The 17,801-nt window shown below is 68.2% G+C and carries 13 protein-coding genes; 3 read left to right on the top strand and 10 right to left on the bottom strand.

The window, feature by feature from the left end:
- Positions 1–11: 11 nt before the first annotated feature.
- From BLV60_RS25110 to BLV60_RS25065, 9 genes are all read right to left on the bottom strand, one after another.
- Positions 12–1,217: a ferritin-like domain-containing protein gene (locus tag BLV60_RS25110; protein WP_093058001.1), complete on the bottom strand. Its 1,206-nt coding sequence runs from the start codon at positions 1,215–1,217 to the stop codon at positions 12–14.
- Positions 1,183–2,043 carry a phosphate/phosphite/phosphonate ABC transporter substrate-binding protein gene (locus BLV60_RS25105; RefSeq protein ID WP_093058000.1) on the bottom strand — a complete coding sequence of 287 codons (861 nt, stop codon included), beginning with the start codon at positions 2,041–2,043 and terminating at the stop codon, positions 1,183–1,185. Before BLV60_RS25105 ends, BLV60_RS25110 begins: the two co-directional genes overlap by 35 nt.
- A 12-nt stretch (positions 2,044–2,055) precedes the next feature.
- Positions 2,056–3,171 (bottom strand): acyl-CoA dehydrogenase family protein, encoded by a 1,116-nt coding sequence (locus BLV60_RS25100; protein ID WP_093057999.1) that lies wholly within the window; start codon positions 3,169–3,171, stop codon positions 2,056–2,058.
- Between the two features lie 41 nt (positions 3,172–3,212).
- A complete protein-coding gene (gene selA / locus BLV60_RS25095; protein ID WP_093057998.1) occupies positions 3,213–4,661 on the bottom strand; it encodes an L-seryl-tRNA(Sec) selenium transferase in 1,449 nt (482 codons plus the stop codon).
- A complete protein-coding gene (gene fdhE / locus BLV60_RS25090) occupies positions 4,661–5,689 on the bottom strand; it encodes a formate dehydrogenase accessory protein FdhE (RefSeq protein ID WP_093057997.1) in 1,029 nt (342 codons plus the stop codon). Before fdhE ends, selA begins: the two co-directional genes overlap by 1 nt.
- Before the next feature lie 10 nt (positions 5,690–5,699).
- On the bottom strand, positions 5,700–6,323 hold the full coding sequence (locus tag BLV60_RS25085) for a formate dehydrogenase subunit gamma (RefSeq protein ID WP_093057996.1): 624 nt from the start codon (positions 6,321–6,323) through the stop codon (positions 5,700–5,702).
- 10 nt (positions 6,324–6,333) lie between these two features.
- Positions 6,334–7,299, bottom strand: coding sequence for a formate dehydrogenase subunit beta (fdxH, locus tag BLV60_RS25080; protein ID WP_093057995.1), 966 nt, complete (start codon positions 7,297–7,299; stop codon positions 6,334–6,336).
- A 3-nt stretch (positions 7,300–7,302) separates the two neighbouring features.
- The gene (gene fdnG / locus BLV60_RS25075; RefSeq protein WP_143042635.1) at positions 7,303–10,380 is read right to left on the bottom strand and encodes a formate dehydrogenase-N subunit alpha; all 3,078 of its coding nucleotides are present in this window, start codon (positions 10,378–10,380) and stop codon (positions 7,303–7,305) included.
- Positions 10,381–10,470: 90 nt separating this feature from the next.
- On the bottom strand, positions 10,471–10,767 hold the full coding sequence (locus tag BLV60_RS25065; RefSeq protein WP_093057992.1) for a hypothetical protein: 297 nt from the start codon (positions 10,765–10,767) through the stop codon (positions 10,471–10,473).
- A gap of 202 nt (positions 10,768–10,969) precedes the next feature.
- On the opposite strand from BLV60_RS25065, the gene BLV60_RS25060 reads away from it, so the two are divergent.
- Positions 10,970–13,486, top strand: coding sequence for an ABC transporter permease (locus tag BLV60_RS25060; RefSeq protein WP_093057991.1), 2,517 nt, complete (start codon positions 10,970–10,972; stop codon positions 13,484–13,486).
- Positions 13,487–13,579: 93 nt separating this feature from the next.
- Positions 13,580–15,253 carry an AAA family ATPase gene (locus tag BLV60_RS25055; protein WP_256329571.1) on the top strand — a complete coding sequence of 558 codons (1,674 nt, stop codon included), beginning with the start codon at positions 13,580–13,582 and terminating at the stop codon, positions 15,251–15,253.
- Here BLV60_RS25055 and BLV60_RS25050 read toward each other — a convergent pair whose 3' ends face one another.
- Positions 15,254–16,180 carry a LysR family transcriptional regulator gene (locus tag BLV60_RS25050; protein ID WP_093057990.1) on the bottom strand — a complete coding sequence of 309 codons (927 nt, stop codon included), beginning with the start codon at positions 16,178–16,180 and terminating at the stop codon, positions 15,254–15,256.
- A gap of 107 nt (positions 16,181–16,287) precedes the next feature.
- Between BLV60_RS25050 and BLV60_RS25045 the strand changes: the two genes are divergently transcribed.
- On the top strand, positions 16,288–17,799 hold the full coding sequence (locus BLV60_RS25045) for an MFS transporter (RefSeq protein ID WP_093057989.1): 1,512 nt from the start codon (positions 16,288–16,290) through the stop codon (positions 17,797–17,799).
- Positions 17,800–17,801: the final 2 nt, after the last annotated feature.

Raw genomic sequence — 17,801 nt, 5'->3', positions numbered from 1 at the left:
TGGGGGCGTCGTCACATGAAGTTGCGGGTGTGCAGCTCGGACAGCCGCTGCGCCTCGTCACGGTCGAAGCCCAGCCGTGCGAGACGCGAGCGCCGTCCGGCTGCCATGTCGCGCTGCAGCTGCTGCACGGCCGCGTGGCCGCGTGCGACGGCAGTAGGCGAGAGTTCGCCGGCCGCCAGCAGCACCAGCGCGTCGAACACCTCCTCGTTGAGGCCCGCAGTGCTGGCCAGCGTGTCGTAGCGCACCTCGATGGCGTTGCGCAGCCGCGCCTGGTAGTCGGGCTGCACCGAGAGCCGGTATTCGAGATGCGCCATGCCGAAGGCGACGTGGCGTGCCTCGTCGCGCGCCGTGAGCCTTGCGATCTGCCGCGTCACCGGGTCGGGCGCATGCGCATGCAGAAAGTTGAGCAGGTTCACGAAGCTGCCCTCGCCGAGCACGGCCAGCAGGAAGGTGGCGACGGAGAAATCGGGCGCATCGAACAGCGTGCGCAGCGAGGCCTGACCACCGGCGGTCGACAGCGCAGGCTGGTGGCCGCGCAGCGTGGCGCGGCGCGTGAAGACTTCGACGTGCCGCGCTTCGTCCGCGCATTGCAGCGCGAGCAACTGCAGCACCTCGCGGAAATGCGGATGGATCTGCCCGAGGTGGCGCGCCGGCACCAGCAGCGCGGCATTCTCGTTTTCGATGAGATAGGTCATCACCTGCACGACCGCTGCTTCCACGGCGGGCGACAGGTCGAAGGGCGCGTCCCAGTCGATGGCCGTGCCCGGGTCCCATTGGGCTGCTGCTGCCTGCCGGTAGAGCTCGCCCGCCGTCGCGGCCCACACTTCGTCGCGGCGATGCAGGGCGAAGAAGAAGGGCGGGCTGCCGGCCTCCACCGTGGCGCCGCGCGCGGCCAGGCCCCAGCCGGGCGCGGCGTCTTCGGCGGGCGCACCGTTGGCGTCGCCCTGCGCGGCGCCGGTCGATTGCGCGCCGAGCCAGCGGCCCTCGGCATGCGGGCCGCGCGTGACCAAAGCCTCTTCCGTTGCCTCGAAACGCAGCGGATGCCCCTGGCTGCGGCACCAGGCTTCCAGGTGCATCCGCCAGTCCGGCGATTGCCCGCGCACGCGCAGCTCGCCGCCCACCGGCCTTTCAGCCAGCGCGCGGCGAATGAGCAGCAGGGCGCCCTGGTCGAGGCCCAGCGACTCAATATCGATAGTCGGGGTTGGTGATGCGGCCATCGCCGTCGTAGAAATGCTCGTCGTCCACCGCGCGCTCGAGCAGCGCGTAGCCGCTGGTGCGTCCGGCGCGCCATTCGCGCAGGCCTTCGAGTTCGAGCAGTGGGCGCACCTGCGGGTCGTCCCAGCGCATCGCCATCAGCAGCGACACGAAGCGGTCGATCAAGGCGGCCGGTGCGCCGGGGCTGGTGGTGAAGTTGCAGTGGTCGTACGCCCCGGTGCGCGCCAGCACGCGCGTGCTGCCCGACGGCAGCGTGCCGTCGAGGCCGAAGGCCAGGTGGTTGCCGTCGATCAGGCAGCAGGCGTCGACCTCGCCGGCCATCAGCGCGATGGCCGCATCGCGCTCGCCGCCGATGTGGTCGCCATGCTTGCCGCCCAGCACGTCGAAGTAGCGCACCTGGAAGTCACGCGACTTCACCAGGCCTTCGGTGCGCAGGTGGTCGAGCGGGATCAGCGTGGCCTGCGGCGAATCGAGCGCACCCAGCCCGACGGTCTTGCCGCGCAGATCGGCCAGCGACTGCACCGGGCTGTCGGCACGCACGACGATGGCCGAGCGCAAATCGCAATCGGTGTCGCGCATCGCCACGGCCTGCACCTGCTGGCCGCGGCTGCGCGCGATGCGGTCGGCCCGCACCCAGGCCAGCGGCGAATTCCACGCCAGGTGCAGCGTGCCATCGAACTGCGCCTCGACCTGGCTTTCGTAGTTCGAATACAGCACGTAGTCGAAGGGCAGGCCGTTCTCCACGAAGAAGGTCTTGAAGCCCTCCCAGATGGTGACGACCTTGGGCGCGTAGGCCACAGCGCCCATGATCAGTGTCGGTTCCGGCATGAGGAGGCTCCTTCAGAACAGCGGCAGGCCGGTAATGGCCTTGCCGATGAAGTCGTATAACACGTCGGAGGTCGGCGCCATCACGCTCGATGCGCGCGCATCGCGGAACAGTCGCTCGATGCCTGCCTCCTTGCGGAAGGCCGCGCCACCGCATACGCGCATGGCGATGTCGGTGACTTCGAGCGCGGCTTCGGCGGCAGCCGCCTTCACTTCGAGCACGCGCAGCATGGTGTCGGGGCGGCTCGCGCCGATGGCCGCCACCGTGTCGTCGAGTAGCGTTTGCACCATGTCGGTCTTGATGCGCGCACGTGCCAGGTAGGCGCGAATGGTCGGCAGGTCGGCCAGCGACGAATCGAGGTGCACGTGCTTCGTCTGGCTCACATGGCCGATGGCACGGCTCAGGGCGCCTTCCATCAGGCCCGTCGAGCAGGCGGCGCTGAGCACCGAGAACCATGGCAGCACCACGCCCATCATGGCGTCGAAGCCCTTGCCGTCTTCACCGAGCCGGGCGCTGGCCGCGATGCGCACATCCTTCGCGGTAATCGGCGTGGAGGCGTTGCCGCGCAGCCCCAGTCCGTCGAAGCGGCCGGGCTGGCTCAGGCCGTCGGACTTCGCATCGACCAGCCACAGCGTGCTGGCGCCTTCGGCCGCGAGCGGCTTGCTCGACCACACGTAGCTGTCGGCCTCGAAGGCGGAGGTGACCCAGCTCTTGCGGGCGTCGAGCACCACGTTCGCGCCATCTGCGCGGGCGGTGCCGGTGGGGGCCCAGAAGTGGCTGCGCGAATCGGCTTCCGAAAAGGCCAGCGTACTGAGGTGCTTGCCCTCGGCGATGGCGCGGCGCACGGCCTCGGGGCCTTGCTGTTCGAGCACGGCCGTGGCGCAGTAGTGCATGCACACGACCATCGCGGTGGACGGGCAGGTCTGCGCGATGCGAGAGACCACCTGCGCGGCTTCCTTCAGGCCCAGGCCCTGGCCGCCGACCGACGTGGCCGACACCAGCCCGAGCAGGCCGGCCTGGCCCAGCGCCTGGATCGTCTCTCGTGGAAAGCGTCCCTCGCTGTCGGTGCGCTGGGCCGAGGGCTGCAGCGTTTGCGCTTCGATACCGGCGAGCACTTCGAGGGGATTCATCGCTTTCTCCAGACAGGTGGTGGGTTGAGTGAGGGATCGGTCTACTGAAGCCGCTCGCGCAGTGCGCCGAGCTGGGCCGTGAAGGGCGCGCTGTCTTCCAGGCAGCGCAGGTCGAGCAGCAGGCGGTCTTCCGCGATGCGGCCGATCACCGGCAGCGGCAGGCCACGCAGCGCGGTGGCGAGGGCGTCGAGCGCGGTGCCCGTGCCCTTCTTCGAGGTGCCGGCCGGCGCGAGCGCAAGGCCGGCCGAGGGCAGCCGCTCGACAGGTAGAGAGCCGGAGCCGATCTGCCCGAGCAGCGGCACGACTTCGACGGTGAAGCGCGGTGACACCGCTGCCTGCACGGGCGCCTTCAACGCCTCGGCCATTTCGCGGATCGCATCGGCGGGCCGTGTGAGCAGCCGCAGCGTCGGCAGGTCTTGCGCAAGACGCTCGGGCCGCAGGTACAGCGACAGCGTGGCTTCGAGCGCGGCCAGCGGCAGCTTGCTCATGCGCAGCGCGCGCTTCATCGGGAACTTGCGGATGCGGCCCACGGCGGCCTTGCTGCCGACGATCAGCCCGGCCTGCGGACCGCCCAGCAGCTTGTCGCCCGAGAAGGTGACCACGTCGCAGCCGGCTGCAAGCATCTCCTGCGGCAGCGGCTCGCGCGGCAGGCCGTAGTGGGCTAGGTCGATCAGCGAGCCGCTGCCCAGGTCGGTGGCAAGCGGCACGCCGCGCGCATGCGCGATGCCGGCGAGCGTGGCTTCGTCGACGGCGGCGGTGAAGCCCTGCACGGCGTAGTTGCTGGTGTGCACCTTCATGACCAGCGCCGTGTGTTCGTTGATGGCGCGCTCGTAGTCCTGCGGATGCGTGCGGTTGGTGGTGCCGACCTCGACCATGCGCGCGCCCGCGCTGGCCATCACGTCGGGCATACGGAAGGCGCCGCCGATCTCCACCAGCTCGCCGCGCGAGACGATCACTTCGCGATCGCGTGCCAGTGCCGCGATGGTGAGCAGCACGGCGGCCGCGTTGTTGTTGACCACCGTGGCGGCCTCGGCGCCGGTGATGCTGCACAGCAACTCTTCCACCAGCGAGTCGCGGTCGCCTCGGCTGCCGGTGGCGAGGTCGTATTCGAGGTTGTTGGGCGAGGTCATCACCGCGAGCAGCCGCTGCAGCGCTGCGTCGGCCAGCAGTGCGCGGCCGAGGTTGGTGTGGATGACGGTGCCGGTGAGGTTGAGCACGGCGCACATGCGTGGTGCGAGGCGGGCCTGGATGCGCGCTGCAAGCGCATCGCCGAGTGCGTCGTGCAGCACGTCGGCGGCCATCAGCTTGCCGGCCACGGCCTGTGCGCGAAGTCCTTCGAGCAGCGCACGGGCCTCTTTCACCACCAGCGTATGGCCGTGCTCGGCCAGCAATGCGCCCGGCACGGCGAGGCGCAGCAGTTGATCGACAGAAGGCAGATCCTGGGGCCTTGCCGTCGAGCCGTGGACCACGGACTCTTCGGGCGCTGCCATCAGCCGCCTCCGCCGTCGTCGGGGATTTCGGGGTCGCCGAACAGCAGCATCAAATTGTGGCCGCTGCGTTGATGGCCGGCTTCGGACACCAGCAGGTCGAGCGTGACGCTGGCGAGGTCGTCGGCGACGGGCTCGACCTCGGGGTCTTTCTCCATCGCTATCTGCTTGAGGTAGTGGCCGCAGCTGTCGCAGCACTCGGCCTTGACTGCGCCTTCGCGCGCGCCGGTGGCCGGCAGCTCCACGCCGGGTTGCGGGGAGAGCGATTCGAAGTGAATGCCCTTGGTGCTCTCGCAGTGCGTGCACTTGATGCGCACGTAGTGCCACTCGGTGCTGCACAGCGAACAGTGCAGGTAGCGGAAGCCCGCTTCGTCGGCGCCGATGCGCGTGATGCTCACGGTGGGCACGCTGCCGCAGCAAGGGCATTCGTTGCCGGGGTCGGTGCGGCCGAAGATGTTCTCGCCTTCGCGGTCGGCCACCTGCAGCACGAGCTGCGTCCAGTAGGCCTGCAGCCCTGCGGCAATCAGCGGCGCGGCTGCGAGGTCGAGGCCGAACATGATGCGGCGCGAGAGCCGGTCGGCCTGCTCGTTGATCCACGCATCGTCGGCCGCCACCACGCGGTCGAGCGTGCCGCGTGCAGGGCCTTCGGGCAGCCGTGCGCGGAAGAGGCCGAGCAGACGGCGAAGCTCCTGCAGCCACACCGGATCGCGCGTCCAGCCGAAAGCGGGCATCGGCGGTTTCAGCACCTTCGATGCGGCTTCGAGCGAATCGGATTCAGGCAACGTGACCGGTGCGTAGTCCTGCAGCACCTGGTGCTGTGCCTGCGCAAGATCGGCGATGAAGATCAGGTACTCCCGCATCGAATGCGAAGCCGCGAGCTGGCGCAGCCGCAATTGCCGGTCGGAGAACACGAGGGACCGAACCGGCAAACGCAGGAACGGCATCTGCCGTCCGGCCTGCATCGCGATCTGTTCAGGATCGAGGATGCGGGTGGTCCGGATCGGCGGTGGGCTGCCGGTGGAACTCGTCATCGGGGCAGTATCACTCACCTCGCGTCATTTTGCGATGCCAGAGCGGATGGTTGAGCTTGGCCCAGCCTTCCGTGACCGTGCCGCGCGTCATCGCGCGCAGCGTGCCCTTGACCCAGATGGCCGCGTAGATGTGCGTGATGACCGAAATGATCAGCACCACGGCCGACACCGAATGCACCACCACCGCGATGCGCCGCAGGAGGATCGGGAAGAACCCGACGAACCACGGGCTCCAGAACATGAAGCCCGTCACCAGCAACAGCAGCAGGCTGACACCGAAGGCCCAGAACACCAGCTTCTGCCCCGCGTTGTACTTGCCCACCGGCGGCATGGATGACTTGTCGCCCTTGAGCATCTTCGGCGCCTTGGCGATCCACTCGCGGTCGCTGCGGTCGAGGATGTTCTCGCGCCACATCGCGCCGAACAGGAACACGAAGCCCAGCACCATCAGCAGCCCCATGAACGGATGCAGGATGCGCGTCCACGGCCCGCCGCCGAACAGCGTGCTCAGGAAGAACAGGGCAGGGTGGAAGAAGGCCAGGCCCGAGAGCGCGGCCGCGAAGAACATGATCGCGACGAACCAGTGGTTCATGCGCGTGGCGTCACGGTAGCGGCGAAGGTAATAGCGTGTCATCGCTTTCTCCTCATGCACGGGGCGCGGTGGATGGTGCGGGGGGTGACGCAGGCGGCTCTTCGATCACCACCACGTCGTCGGGCTTGCCATCGCGGTCGGCATCCGGATGCTCGTCCTTCGGCTCGATGGGGCCGGTCTTCATGTAGTGGAAGAAGCTGCCCACCACGGCGCCGATCATGGCGACCATCGCGAGCGGCTTGGCCACGCCCTTCCACAGCGACACCAGCGGGCTGATGTGCGGGTCTTTCGGCAGGTCGGCGTACAGGCCCGGCCGGTCGGCGTGCTGCAGCACGTACATCACGTGCGTGCCGCCCACGCCGGCCGGGTCGTACACGCCGGCGTTGGAAAAGCCGCGCTCCTTCAGGTCGACGATGCGCTCCGAGGCGTACTCGTGCATGTCTTCCTTGGTGCCGAAATGCAGCGCGCCCGTGGGGCAGGCCTTGACACAGGCCGGCTCCAGGCCCACGCCCACGCGATCTGAGCACAGCGAGCACTTGTAGGCTTTGTTGTCGGCCTTGCTGATGCGCGGCACGTCGAAGGGGCAGCCGGTCACGCAGTTGCCGCAGCCCACGCAATGCTCGCTGATGAAGTCGACGATGCCGTTGCTGTACTTGACGATGGCACCCGGCGCCGGGCACGACTTCAGGCAGCCCGGGTCGTCGCAGTGCATGCAGCCGTCCTTGCGGATCAGCCATTCGAGCTTGCCGGCCTCGGGTTCGACTTCGGAGAACTTCATCACCGTCCATGAGGACGGCGTGAGATCGACCGGGTTGTCGTAGGTGCCATGCATGGTGCCCACGTCGTCGCGCAGGTCGTTCCACTGCATGCATGCGACCTGGCAGGCCTTGCAGCCGATGCAGGTCGACACGTCGATCAGCTTGGCCACCTGCTGCACCTGCGGGTGGCTGCGGATGTCGGGCGACGGCGTGGTCGTGGCCGATCGGGCAGCGATGTCCAGGGTTTGAAGGGAAGACATCGCTCAGGCCTTTTCGATGTTCACGGTGAACGACTTGTACTCGGGCGTCTGTGTGTTCGCATCGCCCACGAAAGGCGTGAGCGTGTTCACCAGATACCCCGGCTTGGCCACGCCGACGAAGCCCCAGTGGTTCGGCAGCCCCACCGTGTGCACCGTGCGGCCATCGACCTGCAGCCCGACGATGCGCTTGGTGACCAGCGCCACGGCCTTGATGAAGCCGCGCTTGCTCGACACCTTCACCATGTCGCCATTGGCGATGCCTTTGTCCTTGGCAAGCTCTTCGCCAATTTCGACGAACTGCTGCGGCTGGATGATGGCCGAGGTGCGCACGTTCTTGGTCCAGTAGTGGAAGTGCTCCGTGAGCCGGTAGCTGGTCGCCACGTACGGGAAGTCCTTCGGCACGCCGAGACGCTCGAGGTCGCCCTTGAAGATGCGTGCCGCGGGGTTGGCGCGCGCCTTCTCGTTGTTCGGGTGCATCAGGTTGTTGACCAGCGGCGACTCGAAGGGTTCGTAGTGCTCGGGCAGCGGTCCTTCGGCCATGCCCGTCGGTGCGAAGAGCCGGGCCACGCCCTCGGCCGTCATGATGAAGGGGCGCACCGCGTCGGCTTCCGTCGGGTTCGCGTCGGGCCGGATGTCGGGAACGTCGGCGCCGGTCCACTGCTTGCCGTTCCACGCGATGAGGCCCCGCTTGGCGATCCATGGCTTGCCGGTGGCCGGATCGGTCGAGGCACCGTTGTAGAGGATGCGCCGGTTAGCGGGCCAGGCCCACGCCCAGTTCTGCACCATGCCGATGCCGTACGGGTCGGCGTTGTCGCGCCGTGCCATCTGGTTGCCGGCCTGTGTCCATGCGCCGCTGTAGATCCAGCAGCCGCTGGCGGTGCTGCCGTCGTCGCGCAGCAGGCCGAAGCCCGAGAGCTGCTCGCCGGCCTTGGCTGTCGGCGGCTTGGTCGGGTCCTTCGGGTCGAGCAGGTCGGTCAGCGCGCGGCCGTTGTATTCCATCGCCAGTTCCTGCGCGGAAGGCGAGTGCGGAATCTTGTAGGGCCAGGTGAGGTTGACGATCGGGTCGGGATACGCGCCGCCGTCCTTCGTGTACGCCGTGCGAATGCGGTTGAAGATGCCCGCGATGATCTCGATGTCGCCCCTGGCCTCGCCCGGCGGCTCCGCGCCCTTCCAGTGCCACTGCAGCCAGCGGCTGGAGTTGGTGAGCGAGCCGTCTTCCTCCGCGAAGCAGGTCGATGGCAGTCGGAACACCGTGGTCTGGATGTCGGTGGTCTTGACGTCGTTGAACTCGCCGAAGTTGCGCCAGAACTCGCTGGTCTCGGTCATCAGCGGATCGATGGTGACGAGGAACTTGAGCTTGGACAGCCCATCGACGATCTTCTTCTTGTCCGGGAACGAGCCCACCGGGTTGAAGCCCTGGCAGATGTAGCCGTTGAGCTTGCCCTGGTTCATGAGCTCGAAGGCCTGCAGGATGTCGTAGAGCTTGTCGATCTTCGGCAGGTAGTGGAAGGCCCACTCGTTCTCCGCCGTGGCCGCGTTGCCCCACCACGCCTTCTGCATGCTGACGAAGAACTTCGGGTAGTTCTGCCAGTAGCTCATCTGGTTGGGACGCAGCGGCTTCAGCGCGCGGGTCTTGTAGTAGACGTCCAGCGTCTGCTCGCTGTCACGCGCCAGCGACATGTAGCCGGGCAGGGAGTTCGACAGCAGCCCCAGGTCGGTCAGGCCCTGGATGTTGCTGTGGCCGCGCAGCGCGTTCATGCCGCCGCCGGGCACGCCGATGTTGCCCAGCAGCAGCTGCACGATGGCGCCGGTGCGGATCATCTGCGAGCCCTGGCTGTGCTGCGTCCAGCCCAGCGCGTACATGATGGTCATGGTGCGCGTGGACGTGCTGGTGCTCGCGATGTACTCGCACACCTTCAGGAACTTGTCCTGCGGCGTGCCGGTGATGCGGCTCACCAACTCGGGCGTGTAGCGCGAGTAGTGCCGCTTCATCACCTGCAGCACGCACTGCGGGTCCTGCATGGTCATGTCGACCTTGGCCATGCCCTGCTCGTCGAGCGCGTAGCCCCACGACTTGGGGTCGTAGTTGCGCTTCTCGGCGTTGTAGCCGCTGAACAGGCCGTCCTCGAACTTGTAGTCAGGCCCGACGATGAACGGCGCGTTGGTGTAGTTGCGCACGTACTCCGTCTGGATCTTGTCGTTGCCCAGCAGGTAGTTGATGACGCCCGCGAGGAACGCGATGTCCGAGCCCGCGCGTATCGGGGCGTAGTAGTCGGCCATGGCGGCCGAGCGCGTGAAGCGCGGGTCGACCACGACAAGGCGCGCCTTGTTCTGCTTCTTGGCCTCGATGACCCACTTGAAGCCGCACGGATGCGCCTCCGCGGCATTGCCGCCCATGATCAGCACGACATCCGCGTTCTGGATGTCCTGCCAATGGTTGGTCATCGCGCCTCGTCCGAACGTCGGGGCCAGACTGGCCACCGTAGGTCCGTGTCAAACGCGTGCCTGGTTGTCGAACACCAGCATTCCGGTCGAGCGGAATGCCTTGTGGGTGATGTAGCCCGTTTCGTTGGACGAGGCCGAGGCGCAGAGCATGCCGCTGCTGGTCCAGCGGTTCACGGTCTTGCCCTCGGCGTTGGTGGTCTGGAAGTTGGCGTCGCGGTCGGCCTTGAGCAGCTTGGCGATGCGGTCGAGCGCCTCGTTCCAGCCGATGCGCTTCCATTCGGTGCTGCCGGCCTCGCGCACCTCGGGGTACTTCAGGCGGTTGGGGCTGTGCACGAAGTCGAGCAGGCCCGCGCCCTTGGGGCACAGCGTGCCGCGGTTCACGGGGTGGTCGGCATCGCCCTCTATATGGAGGATGTCGGACACCACGTTCTTCGCCTTGTCGCCCAGGCTGTACATGATGAGTCCGCAGCCCACCGAGCAGTACGGGCAGGTGTTGCGGGTCTCGGTGGTGCGCGCGAGCTTGAAGTTGCGGGCCTCGGCCAGCGCGGCGGTCGGCGAGAAGCCGAGCGCCACGATGCTGGAGCCGACCAGCCCCGCACTGCTGACGCGGAAGAATTGCCGGCGGTTCATGTCCATGACGTGACCTCCTGCAGCGGTGAAGTGGGGTGTTTCATCGTGATCTTCTTTTTGCCGGGAAACTTGATTGAATGAATCAGTCGGGCCGCGCTACTTGGGCGCCGCAGTGCCGTCGCCACCGCTCGGCGCGGGCGCCGCGCCGCCGGAAGAGCCGCCACCGCCCGGGCCGCTCATGCCGCCGATGGCTGTGCCGCCTTCGGACGGGCCTTTGTGGGAAGCGGAGGATTCGACCTTGTCGCCGGACTCGGCGGGCTTGATGCCCGTCGGGCTCGCGCCGGTGGTGCCGCCATCGGCCTTCGGCGTGGGGACCTTGGGATCGCAGGCACTCGCCAGCATGCCTGCGACAAGGCACAGGCCGACGATCTGCAAACGCTGACATCGGGGCATCGACACTCCTTGGGGGAAGGACGGGTCTGACAACGGGCTGTTTTTATGGCCTCGTTTTTCGCTTGCCGGGAGTGCCCGGTTTGCGACAAACGGGATACGTTTGTCGCATCATGCGACAGCATCCTGTCGGGATCAAGGGCCGAAAGGGCGCAATAACCCTTGAATCCAGCCGTGCCCCCTACCGTCGGCTATCGTTCGCGCCATGAATGCCTCCCTCCGCCTGGGTTGGCGCACGCTCTGGCGCGACCTGCGCGCCGGCGAACTGCGCCTGTTGATCGTTGCCGTGGTGCTGGCCGTGGCCGCGCTCACGGCTGTCGGCTTCTTCGCCGACCGCCTGCAGGGCGGGCTCAAGCGCGACGCGCGCCAGCTGCTGGGCGGCGACGCGGTGATCGTCAGCGACAACCCGACGCCCGAGGCCTTCGTGGCGCAGGCGAAATCGCTGGGCCTGGAAGGCAGCGGCACCTACGGCTTTCCGACCATGGCGCGGGCCGGGGACGCGCAGGGCGGCGCCAGCAAGCTGGTGGCGCTGAAGGCCGTGGCCGCTGGTTACCCACTGCGTGGCAACCTGCAGACCTCCACCACCGTCGACGGGCCGGGCGCCGTCACGCGCGACATCCCGCCGCCGGGCGAGGTGTGGGTCGATGCCTCGCTGCTCGACTCGCTCGCGCTCAAGGTCGGCGACACGATGCTGCTGGGCGACACCGGCCTGCGCGTCGGCCGCGTCATCACGCTGGAGCCCGACCGTGGCGCCGGCTTCATGAGCTTTTCGCCACGCGTGATGCTCAACCAGGCTGACGTGCCGCGCACCGGGCTCGTGCAGCCCGCCAGCCGCGTCGGCTATCGCTACGCGGTGGCAGGCAGCGACGCGGCGGTGAAACGCTTCAGCGACTGGGCCGACGCCACCATCAAGAAGGGCGAGCTGCGCGGCGTGCGGCTCGATTCCTTCGAGGGCGGCCGCCCCGAGATGCGCCAGACCCTGGACCGCGCCGAGAAATTCCTGAGCCTGGTCGCGCTGCTCGCGGCGCTGCTGTCGGCCGTGGCGGTGGCGCTGGCCGCGCGCGGCTTCGCGGCCAGCCACCTCGACGACTGCGCGATGCTGCGGGTGCTGGGCCAGAGCCAGCGCACCATCGCCGTGGCCTATTCCTTCGAGTTCGCGGTGATCGGCATCGTGGCCAGCGGGCTGGGCGTGGCGATCGGCTTCGCGGTGCACTACGTGTTCGTGCTGCTGCTGGCGGGGCTGGTCGAAACCGCGCTGCCCGCGGCCACCTTGTGGCCCGTCGCCTTCGGGCTCGGCATGGGGCTCACGCTGCTGTTCGCCTTCGGCCTGCCGCCTGTGCTGCAGCTGGCCCGAGTGCCGCCGCTGCGCGTGATCCGGCGCGACGTGGGCGGGCTCAAGCCGGCATCGCTCGCGGTGCTGGGCGTTGGCGTGGCGGGCTTCGCGGCGCTGCTGATGGCGGCGAGCAGCGACATCAAGCTGGGGCTGATCGCGGTCGGCGGCTTCGCGGGTGCGGTGGCGGTGTTCGCGCTGCTGAGCTGGCTGGCGGTGAAGGTGCTGCGACGCAGCGTCAACGAAACGACGGCGCCGCGCTGGCTGGTGCTGGCCACGCGGCAGATTTCGGCGCGGCCGGCGTACGCGGTGGTGCAGGTCAGCGCGCTGTCGGTCGGCTTGCTGGCGCTGGTGCTGCTGGTGCTGCTGCGCACCGACCTCGTCGCGAGCTGGCGCCAGGCCACGCCGCCCGATGCACCGAACCGCTTCGTCATCAACGTCATGCCCGACCAGAGCGACGCTTTCCAGAAGTCGCTGCGCGACGCGGGCGTGGGCAAGTTCGACTGGTACCCGATGATCCGTGGCCGCCTGATCGCCATCAACGACAAGCCCGTGACGCCCGACGACTACGCCGAAGACCGCGCCAAGCGCCTGGTGGACCGCGAGTTCAATCTGAGCAACAGCGTGGATGCGCCCGCGCACAACACCATCACCTCGGGCAAGTGGACGCCCGATGCGACGGGCGAAGTGAGCGTGGAAGAGGGCCTGGCCGAGGCGCTGGGCCTCAAGCTCGGCGACATGCTGCGCTTCGACATCGGCGGCATGCAGAACGAGGCTCGCATCACCTCGCTGCGCAAGGTCGACTGGGGCTCGATGCACGCCAATTTCTTCGTGATGTACACGGTGGCCTCGCTGGCCGACGTGCCTACCACCTACATGGGCGCCTTCCGCGCGCCCGAGACCCGGGGCTTCGACAACGCACTGGTGCGCAGCTACCCGAACGTGACCAACGTCGACATGAGCGCCACCATCAACCAGGTGCAGCGCGTGCTCGACCAGGTGATCCGCGCGGTCGAGTTCCTGTTCGGCTTCACGCTAGCGGCCGGGCTGGTGGTGCTGTTCGCGGCGGTGACGGCCACGCGCGAGGAGCGGGCGCGCGAATTCGCGGTGATGCGCGCGGTGGGCGCGCGCGCCAGCCTGCTGCGGCAGGTGCAGCGCGCCGAGCTCGTGGGCGTCGGGCTGCTTGCGGGCTTTCTCGCGAGCATCGTGGCTTCGGTGATCGGCTGGGCCCTGGCGCGCTTTGTGTTCGAGTTCACCTGGACTGCTTCGCCGATCGTGCCGGTGGCGGGCGCACTGGCCGGCGCGGTGCTGGCGCTGGGTGCGGGATGGTGGGGCCTGCGCGACGTGCTGCGCCGCCCGGTGGTCGACACGTTGCGACGCGCTGCCGAGTAGCCATCTTTTTCTTCGGGGTCGAGCCGAACGGGGTCGTGGAATGCAATACATTCCCCGACCCCGTATTCAATTCACTCGGAAGAATCTTTCTACATGCGCTTGGCGTCATTCCAGATCACCAACTTTCGCTCGATCAACGACAGCGGCCTCATCGACTCCACACAGATCACGGCGATCCTCGGTCGAAATGACAGCGGCAAATCGAACCTGCTGCGCGCACTCCACAGCCTGAACCCCGCAGAGGGCCTGGCCGAACTCAGCCCCATCAAGGACTTTCCCCGCCACCGGCGCCTGGAAGAGTGCACCGGTGACACCCCCGTCGTCTTCACGCGCTGGAGCCTGGACGAGAGCGAGCAGGCCGAACTGGCCGCGATCCTGCCGCGCGCGGCGGGCGTGCGCCACGTTACCGCCGCCCGCGGCTATGGCACGGCGCGCCAGGCCGGGCTCGAAGGGCTCACGGCGCTGTCGCTCGACGTGAGCGACATCAAGGGCAAGGTCCGCAAGATCGTGCCGGCCGTGAAGGCCGCCGCAGAAAAGGTCGCCGAGGAAGCGAAGGCCACGCTCGAGCAGGAGGCCGACACCTTCGACGCCGCGATGATCATGAGCCCCGACTACATCAAGTGGTCGGCCGGCGCGGTCAAGGCGGCGCAGGCCCTGCGCAAGGCGCTGGCCGTGGCGGGCGCCGAACTCAGCGACAAGCAGGAGCAGATGCTGGCCGAGCTGGAAGACATGGCCCTGTCCATCTCCAACGACACGCCCGCGCTCGCCCGCGCGCAGGCCTGGGTGATCGAAAAGCTGCCGCGCTTCGTCTATGTCGACGAATACCCGGCACTGCCCGGCCGCCAGAACATTGCCGAGTACCTGGGGCGCCAGGGCTGGGGCCAGCTCACGCCCGAGCAGCAGAGCTTCGGCAAGCTGTGCAAGGTCGCGGGGCTCGACCCGCAGCAGCTGCAAAACTTGCTCGAAAAGAACGACCAGGCCACGCGCAACCAGCTCGTCAACCGTGCCGGCTCGGTGGTGACGGCAGAGATCCGCCGCCTCTGGAAAGATCGTCCGCTGAAAGTGCGCTTCAACCTCGACGGCCAGTACCTCGACACGCTGGTGTCCGACCCGAACGGCGCCTACGAGGTCGAAGTGAACCTCGACGAGCGCAGCCGCGGCTTCCAGTGGTTCTTCTCGTTCTACATCGCGTTCTTTGCTGACACGAAGGGCGGGCGTGCGGAAGACGCGGTGCTGCTGTTGGACGAACCCGGGCTGCACCTGCACCCGCACTCGCAGGCCGACCTGTTGGCGCACTTCGAGAAAGACTTCGGCAACCAGATCATCTACACCACGCACTCGCCGTTCATGGTGCCTGCGCATCGGCTCGACTCGGTGCGCACGGCCAGCCTCGGCGAGACCAGCGGCACCACTGTGAGCAATGCCGCGGAGGGCGATGAGCGCACGCTGTTCCCGCTGAAGGCTGCACTGGCACTGAGCCGGCTTGGGAGCGAGCCGGTGGCTGTGAAGGCGGAGCCGACGAAGCCGGCGGCTGCAAAAACGGTGACTGCAGAGGGCGTGAAGCCTGTCAGGGCGGCCAAGCCCGCGGAGGTGATGCCTGCCGCCGTGGCCGCGCCTGCCGACGTGGCGCCCGTTGCCGCAGTCGTTGAGCCTGTCGCCGCACCGGTCGTCGCGCCGGTCGCGGTGCCACCCGTCACCGTGGCTTCGACTCCCGCGCCGATGGTCGCGCCTGCCGAGGCGGTCGCCGAGCAGGTGGAACCGGGCTGATCATCCGCGCGTGGCCTGCCTCGTGACCGGGGTGGGCGGGACTTCGTCGCCCTCCTTGAACATCCGCTCCCCCGCAAAGTCCACAAACGCCCGCACCTTCGGCGACAACTGCCGGCTCGACGGCCACAGCGCCGAGAACTGCCCCTGCCGCACGAGGTGCGTGGCCAGCACGCGCTGAAGCTCGCCTCGGTACAGCGAATCGCGCGCCAGGAAGTCGGGCATGTAGGCCACGCCGAGTCCGGCCACGGCCGCGCCCAGCATGGCTTCCATGTTGTTGCACAGCAGGCCGGGCGGCAGTTGCGCGGGCAGCCCGGGCAGGTCCCATTCCTCGACCTTGCCGCCGGTCACGAACTTGTAGCGCAGGCAGGCGTGCTGTATCAGGTCGGCCGGCACCTGCGGCACGCCGTGGCGTTCGAGATAAGCCGGTGACGCCACCAGCACGAACTGGAACGGGCCGAGCCGCCGCGCCACCAGTTGCGAATCGACCAGGTCGCCGCTGCGAATTGCCACGTCGACGCCCTCGGCGATCACGTCGACCAGCCGGTCGTTGAAGTCGAGGTCGAGCTCGATCTCGGGGTAGCGCGCCTTGAAGTCCGGCAGGATCGGCAGCAGGAAGCGGTAGCCGATGGTCGGCAGGCTCACGCGCAGGCGGCCGCGCGGGGCGGCGACGGCGTCTTGCATCATGGCGCGCGCATCGTCCAGCTCGTCGAGGATGCGGCGGCAGCGCTCGTGGAAGAGCGCGCCTTCCTGCGTCAGCCGCGTGTGGCGCGTGGTGCGGTTGAAGAGGCGCACGCCGAGCTGCTGCTCGAGCCGTGCGACGTTCTTGCCCACCGCCGAAGCCGAGATGCCCAGCTGCCGGCCGGCCTTGGCAAAGCTCAGCTGGTCGGCCGCACGCACGAAGGATTCGAGTCCGCTGAAGCTGTCCATGGATTAGCAACCCTGGGTTGGGAGTGTGAGGATCAATGACGCCATTTTCATTCCATTGATTCCTTTCTATCTTCTGTGGCTTCCTTTCTCCTGCGTGAAAGCCTTCGATGTCCACGTCTTCCCCCAACAAGAACTGGCTGCTGGCCACCGTCTGCCTGGCGGCGCTGGGCATGCCGCTGAGCTTCACCGGCCCGGCGGTGGTGCTGCCCGCGATCCGCGATGCGCTGGGCGGCAGCCCGGTGCAGCTCAACTGGGTGACCAACGCCTTCATGCTGAGCTTCGGCGCCACGCTGATGGCGGCCGGGGCGCTGGCCGATGCCTATGGGCGCAAGCGCGTGTTCCTGCTGGGGCTCGCGGTGGTGGCGCTGAGCAGCTCGCTGCTGACGCTGGCCCCCGGCATCGTCGCCTTCGATCTGGCGCGGGCCCTGCAGGGGCTGGGCTCGGCCGCGGCCTTCGCGGCGGGCACGGCCGCGCTGGCGCAGGTGTTCGACGGCGCGGCGCGCACGCAGGCCTTCAGCCTGATCGGCACTTCGTTCGGCGTGGGGCTGTCGTGCGGCTCCATCCTCTCGGGCTGGCTCGCCGAGAGCTTCGGCTGGCAGGCGGTGATGCTGAGCCCTGGCGCGGTCAGCCTCGTGGCGCTGTGCATCGCCGCGCCGAGCATGCGCGAGTCGCGCAATCCTGATGCCATGGGGCTCGACATGCCGGGCACGGCGACTTTCACCGCCGCGCTGAGCCTGCTGACGCTCGGCGTACTGCAGGCGCCCGACAGCGGCTGGGGCAGCCCGTGGGTGCTTTGCGCGCTGGCGGGCGCGGCGCTGATGGGCACGGCTTTCATCGCCATCGAGCGGCGCGTGGCGCATCCCATGCTCGATCTGTCGCTGTTCCGTTTTCCGCGCTTCGTGGGCGTGCAACTGCTGGCTGCCGCGCCGGCCTATGGCTTCGTCGTGCTGCTGGTGCTGCTGCCGATCCGCTTCATCGGGCTCGAAGGGCGCAGCGCGATCGAGGCGGGGACTTTCATGTTCGCGCTCTCGGGGCCGATTCTCATCGTGCCGACGCTGGCGGCATCGCTTGCGTACCGGTTCTCGGCGGGCGTGATTTCGGCCGTGGGGCTGCTGGTGTGTGCGGCGGGGCTGTTCTGGCTCAGCCGCTGCGCGCCGGGCACGCCGCTGCACGACATCGTGTGGCCGCTGTTGTTGATCGGCGCCGGCATCGGCCTGCCGTGGGGCCTGATGGACGGGCTGGCCGTGAGTGTGGTGCCGCGCGAACGGGCGGGCATGGCATCGGGCATCTTCAACACCGTGCGAGTGGCGGGGGAGGGGATCGCGCTGGCGCTGGTAGGGGCCGGACTGACGGCACTTGTGACGGCGCAGCTGGGGCATGCCGCCGCCGCATCGCAGGCGGCGCAGCGCGTCACGACCGGGAACATGTCGCAGGCGCTGGCCCTGTTGCCCGGCATGGACCGCGCGGCGCTGCTGCATGCCTACGGTGCCGCATTCGGCACGCTGCTGTGCGTGCTGGCAGGCGTGACGGTGGTGACGGCGCTGGTGGTGTTTGCGTTCCTGCGTGGCGAGACTCACGCTGAGGCTGGTGCCGTGGCGCTGGAGTCGACGGCCTGTTGAGA

This window comes from Variovorax sp. YR634, assembly GCF_900106655.1.
Taxonomy (GTDB): domain Bacteria; phylum Pseudomonadota; class Gammaproteobacteria; order Burkholderiales; family Burkholderiaceae_C; genus Variovorax.
This window is presented reverse-complemented; position numbering and strand designations above follow the sequence as displayed.

Excerpts from the sequence above, each read along its gene's own strand:
- selA (WP_093057998.1), bottom strand. The coding sequence starts at position 4,661 with ATGGCAGCGCCCGAAGAGTCCGTGGTCCACGGCTCGACGGCAAGGCCC.
- BLV60_RS25045 (WP_093057989.1), top strand. The coding sequence starts at position 16,288 with ATGTCCACGTCTTCCCCCAACAAGAACTGGCTGCTGGCCACCGTCTGC.
- BLV60_RS25050 (WP_093057990.1), bottom strand. The coding sequence starts at position 16,180 with ATGGACAGCTTCAGCGGACTCGAATCCTTCGTGCGTGCGGCCGACCAG.
- BLV60_RS25065 (WP_093057992.1), bottom strand. The coding sequence starts at position 10,767 with ATGCCCCGATGTCAGCGTTTGCAGATCGTCGGCCTGTGCCTTGTCGCA.
- fdhE (WP_093057997.1), bottom strand. The coding sequence starts at position 5,689 with ATGACGAGTTCCACCGGCAGCCCACCGCCGATCCGGACCACCCGCATC.
- BLV60_RS25110 (WP_093058001.1), bottom strand. The coding sequence starts at position 1,217 with ATGGCCGCATCACCAACCCCGACTATCGATATTGAGTCGCTGGGCCTC.
- BLV60_RS25060 (WP_093057991.1), top strand. The coding sequence starts at position 10,970 with ATGAATGCCTCCCTCCGCCTGGGTTGGCGCACGCTCTGGCGCGACCTG.
- BLV60_RS25055 (WP_256329571.1), top strand. The coding sequence starts at position 13,580 with ATGCGCTTGGCGTCATTCCAGATCACCAACTTTCGCTCGATCAACGAC.
- BLV60_RS25100 (WP_093057999.1), bottom strand. The coding sequence starts at position 3,171 with ATGAATCCCCTCGAAGTGCTCGCCGGTATCGAAGCGCAAACGCTGCAG.
- BLV60_RS25085 (WP_093057996.1), bottom strand. The coding sequence starts at position 6,323 with ATGACACGCTATTACCTTCGCCGCTACCGTGACGCCACGCGCATGAAC.
- fdxH (WP_093057995.1), bottom strand. The coding sequence starts at position 7,299 with ATGTCTTCCCTTCAAACCCTGGACATCGCTGCCCGATCGGCCACGACC.
- BLV60_RS25105 (WP_093058000.1), bottom strand. The coding sequence starts at position 2,043 with ATGCCGGAACCGACACTGATCATGGGCGCTGTGGCCTACGCGCCCAAG.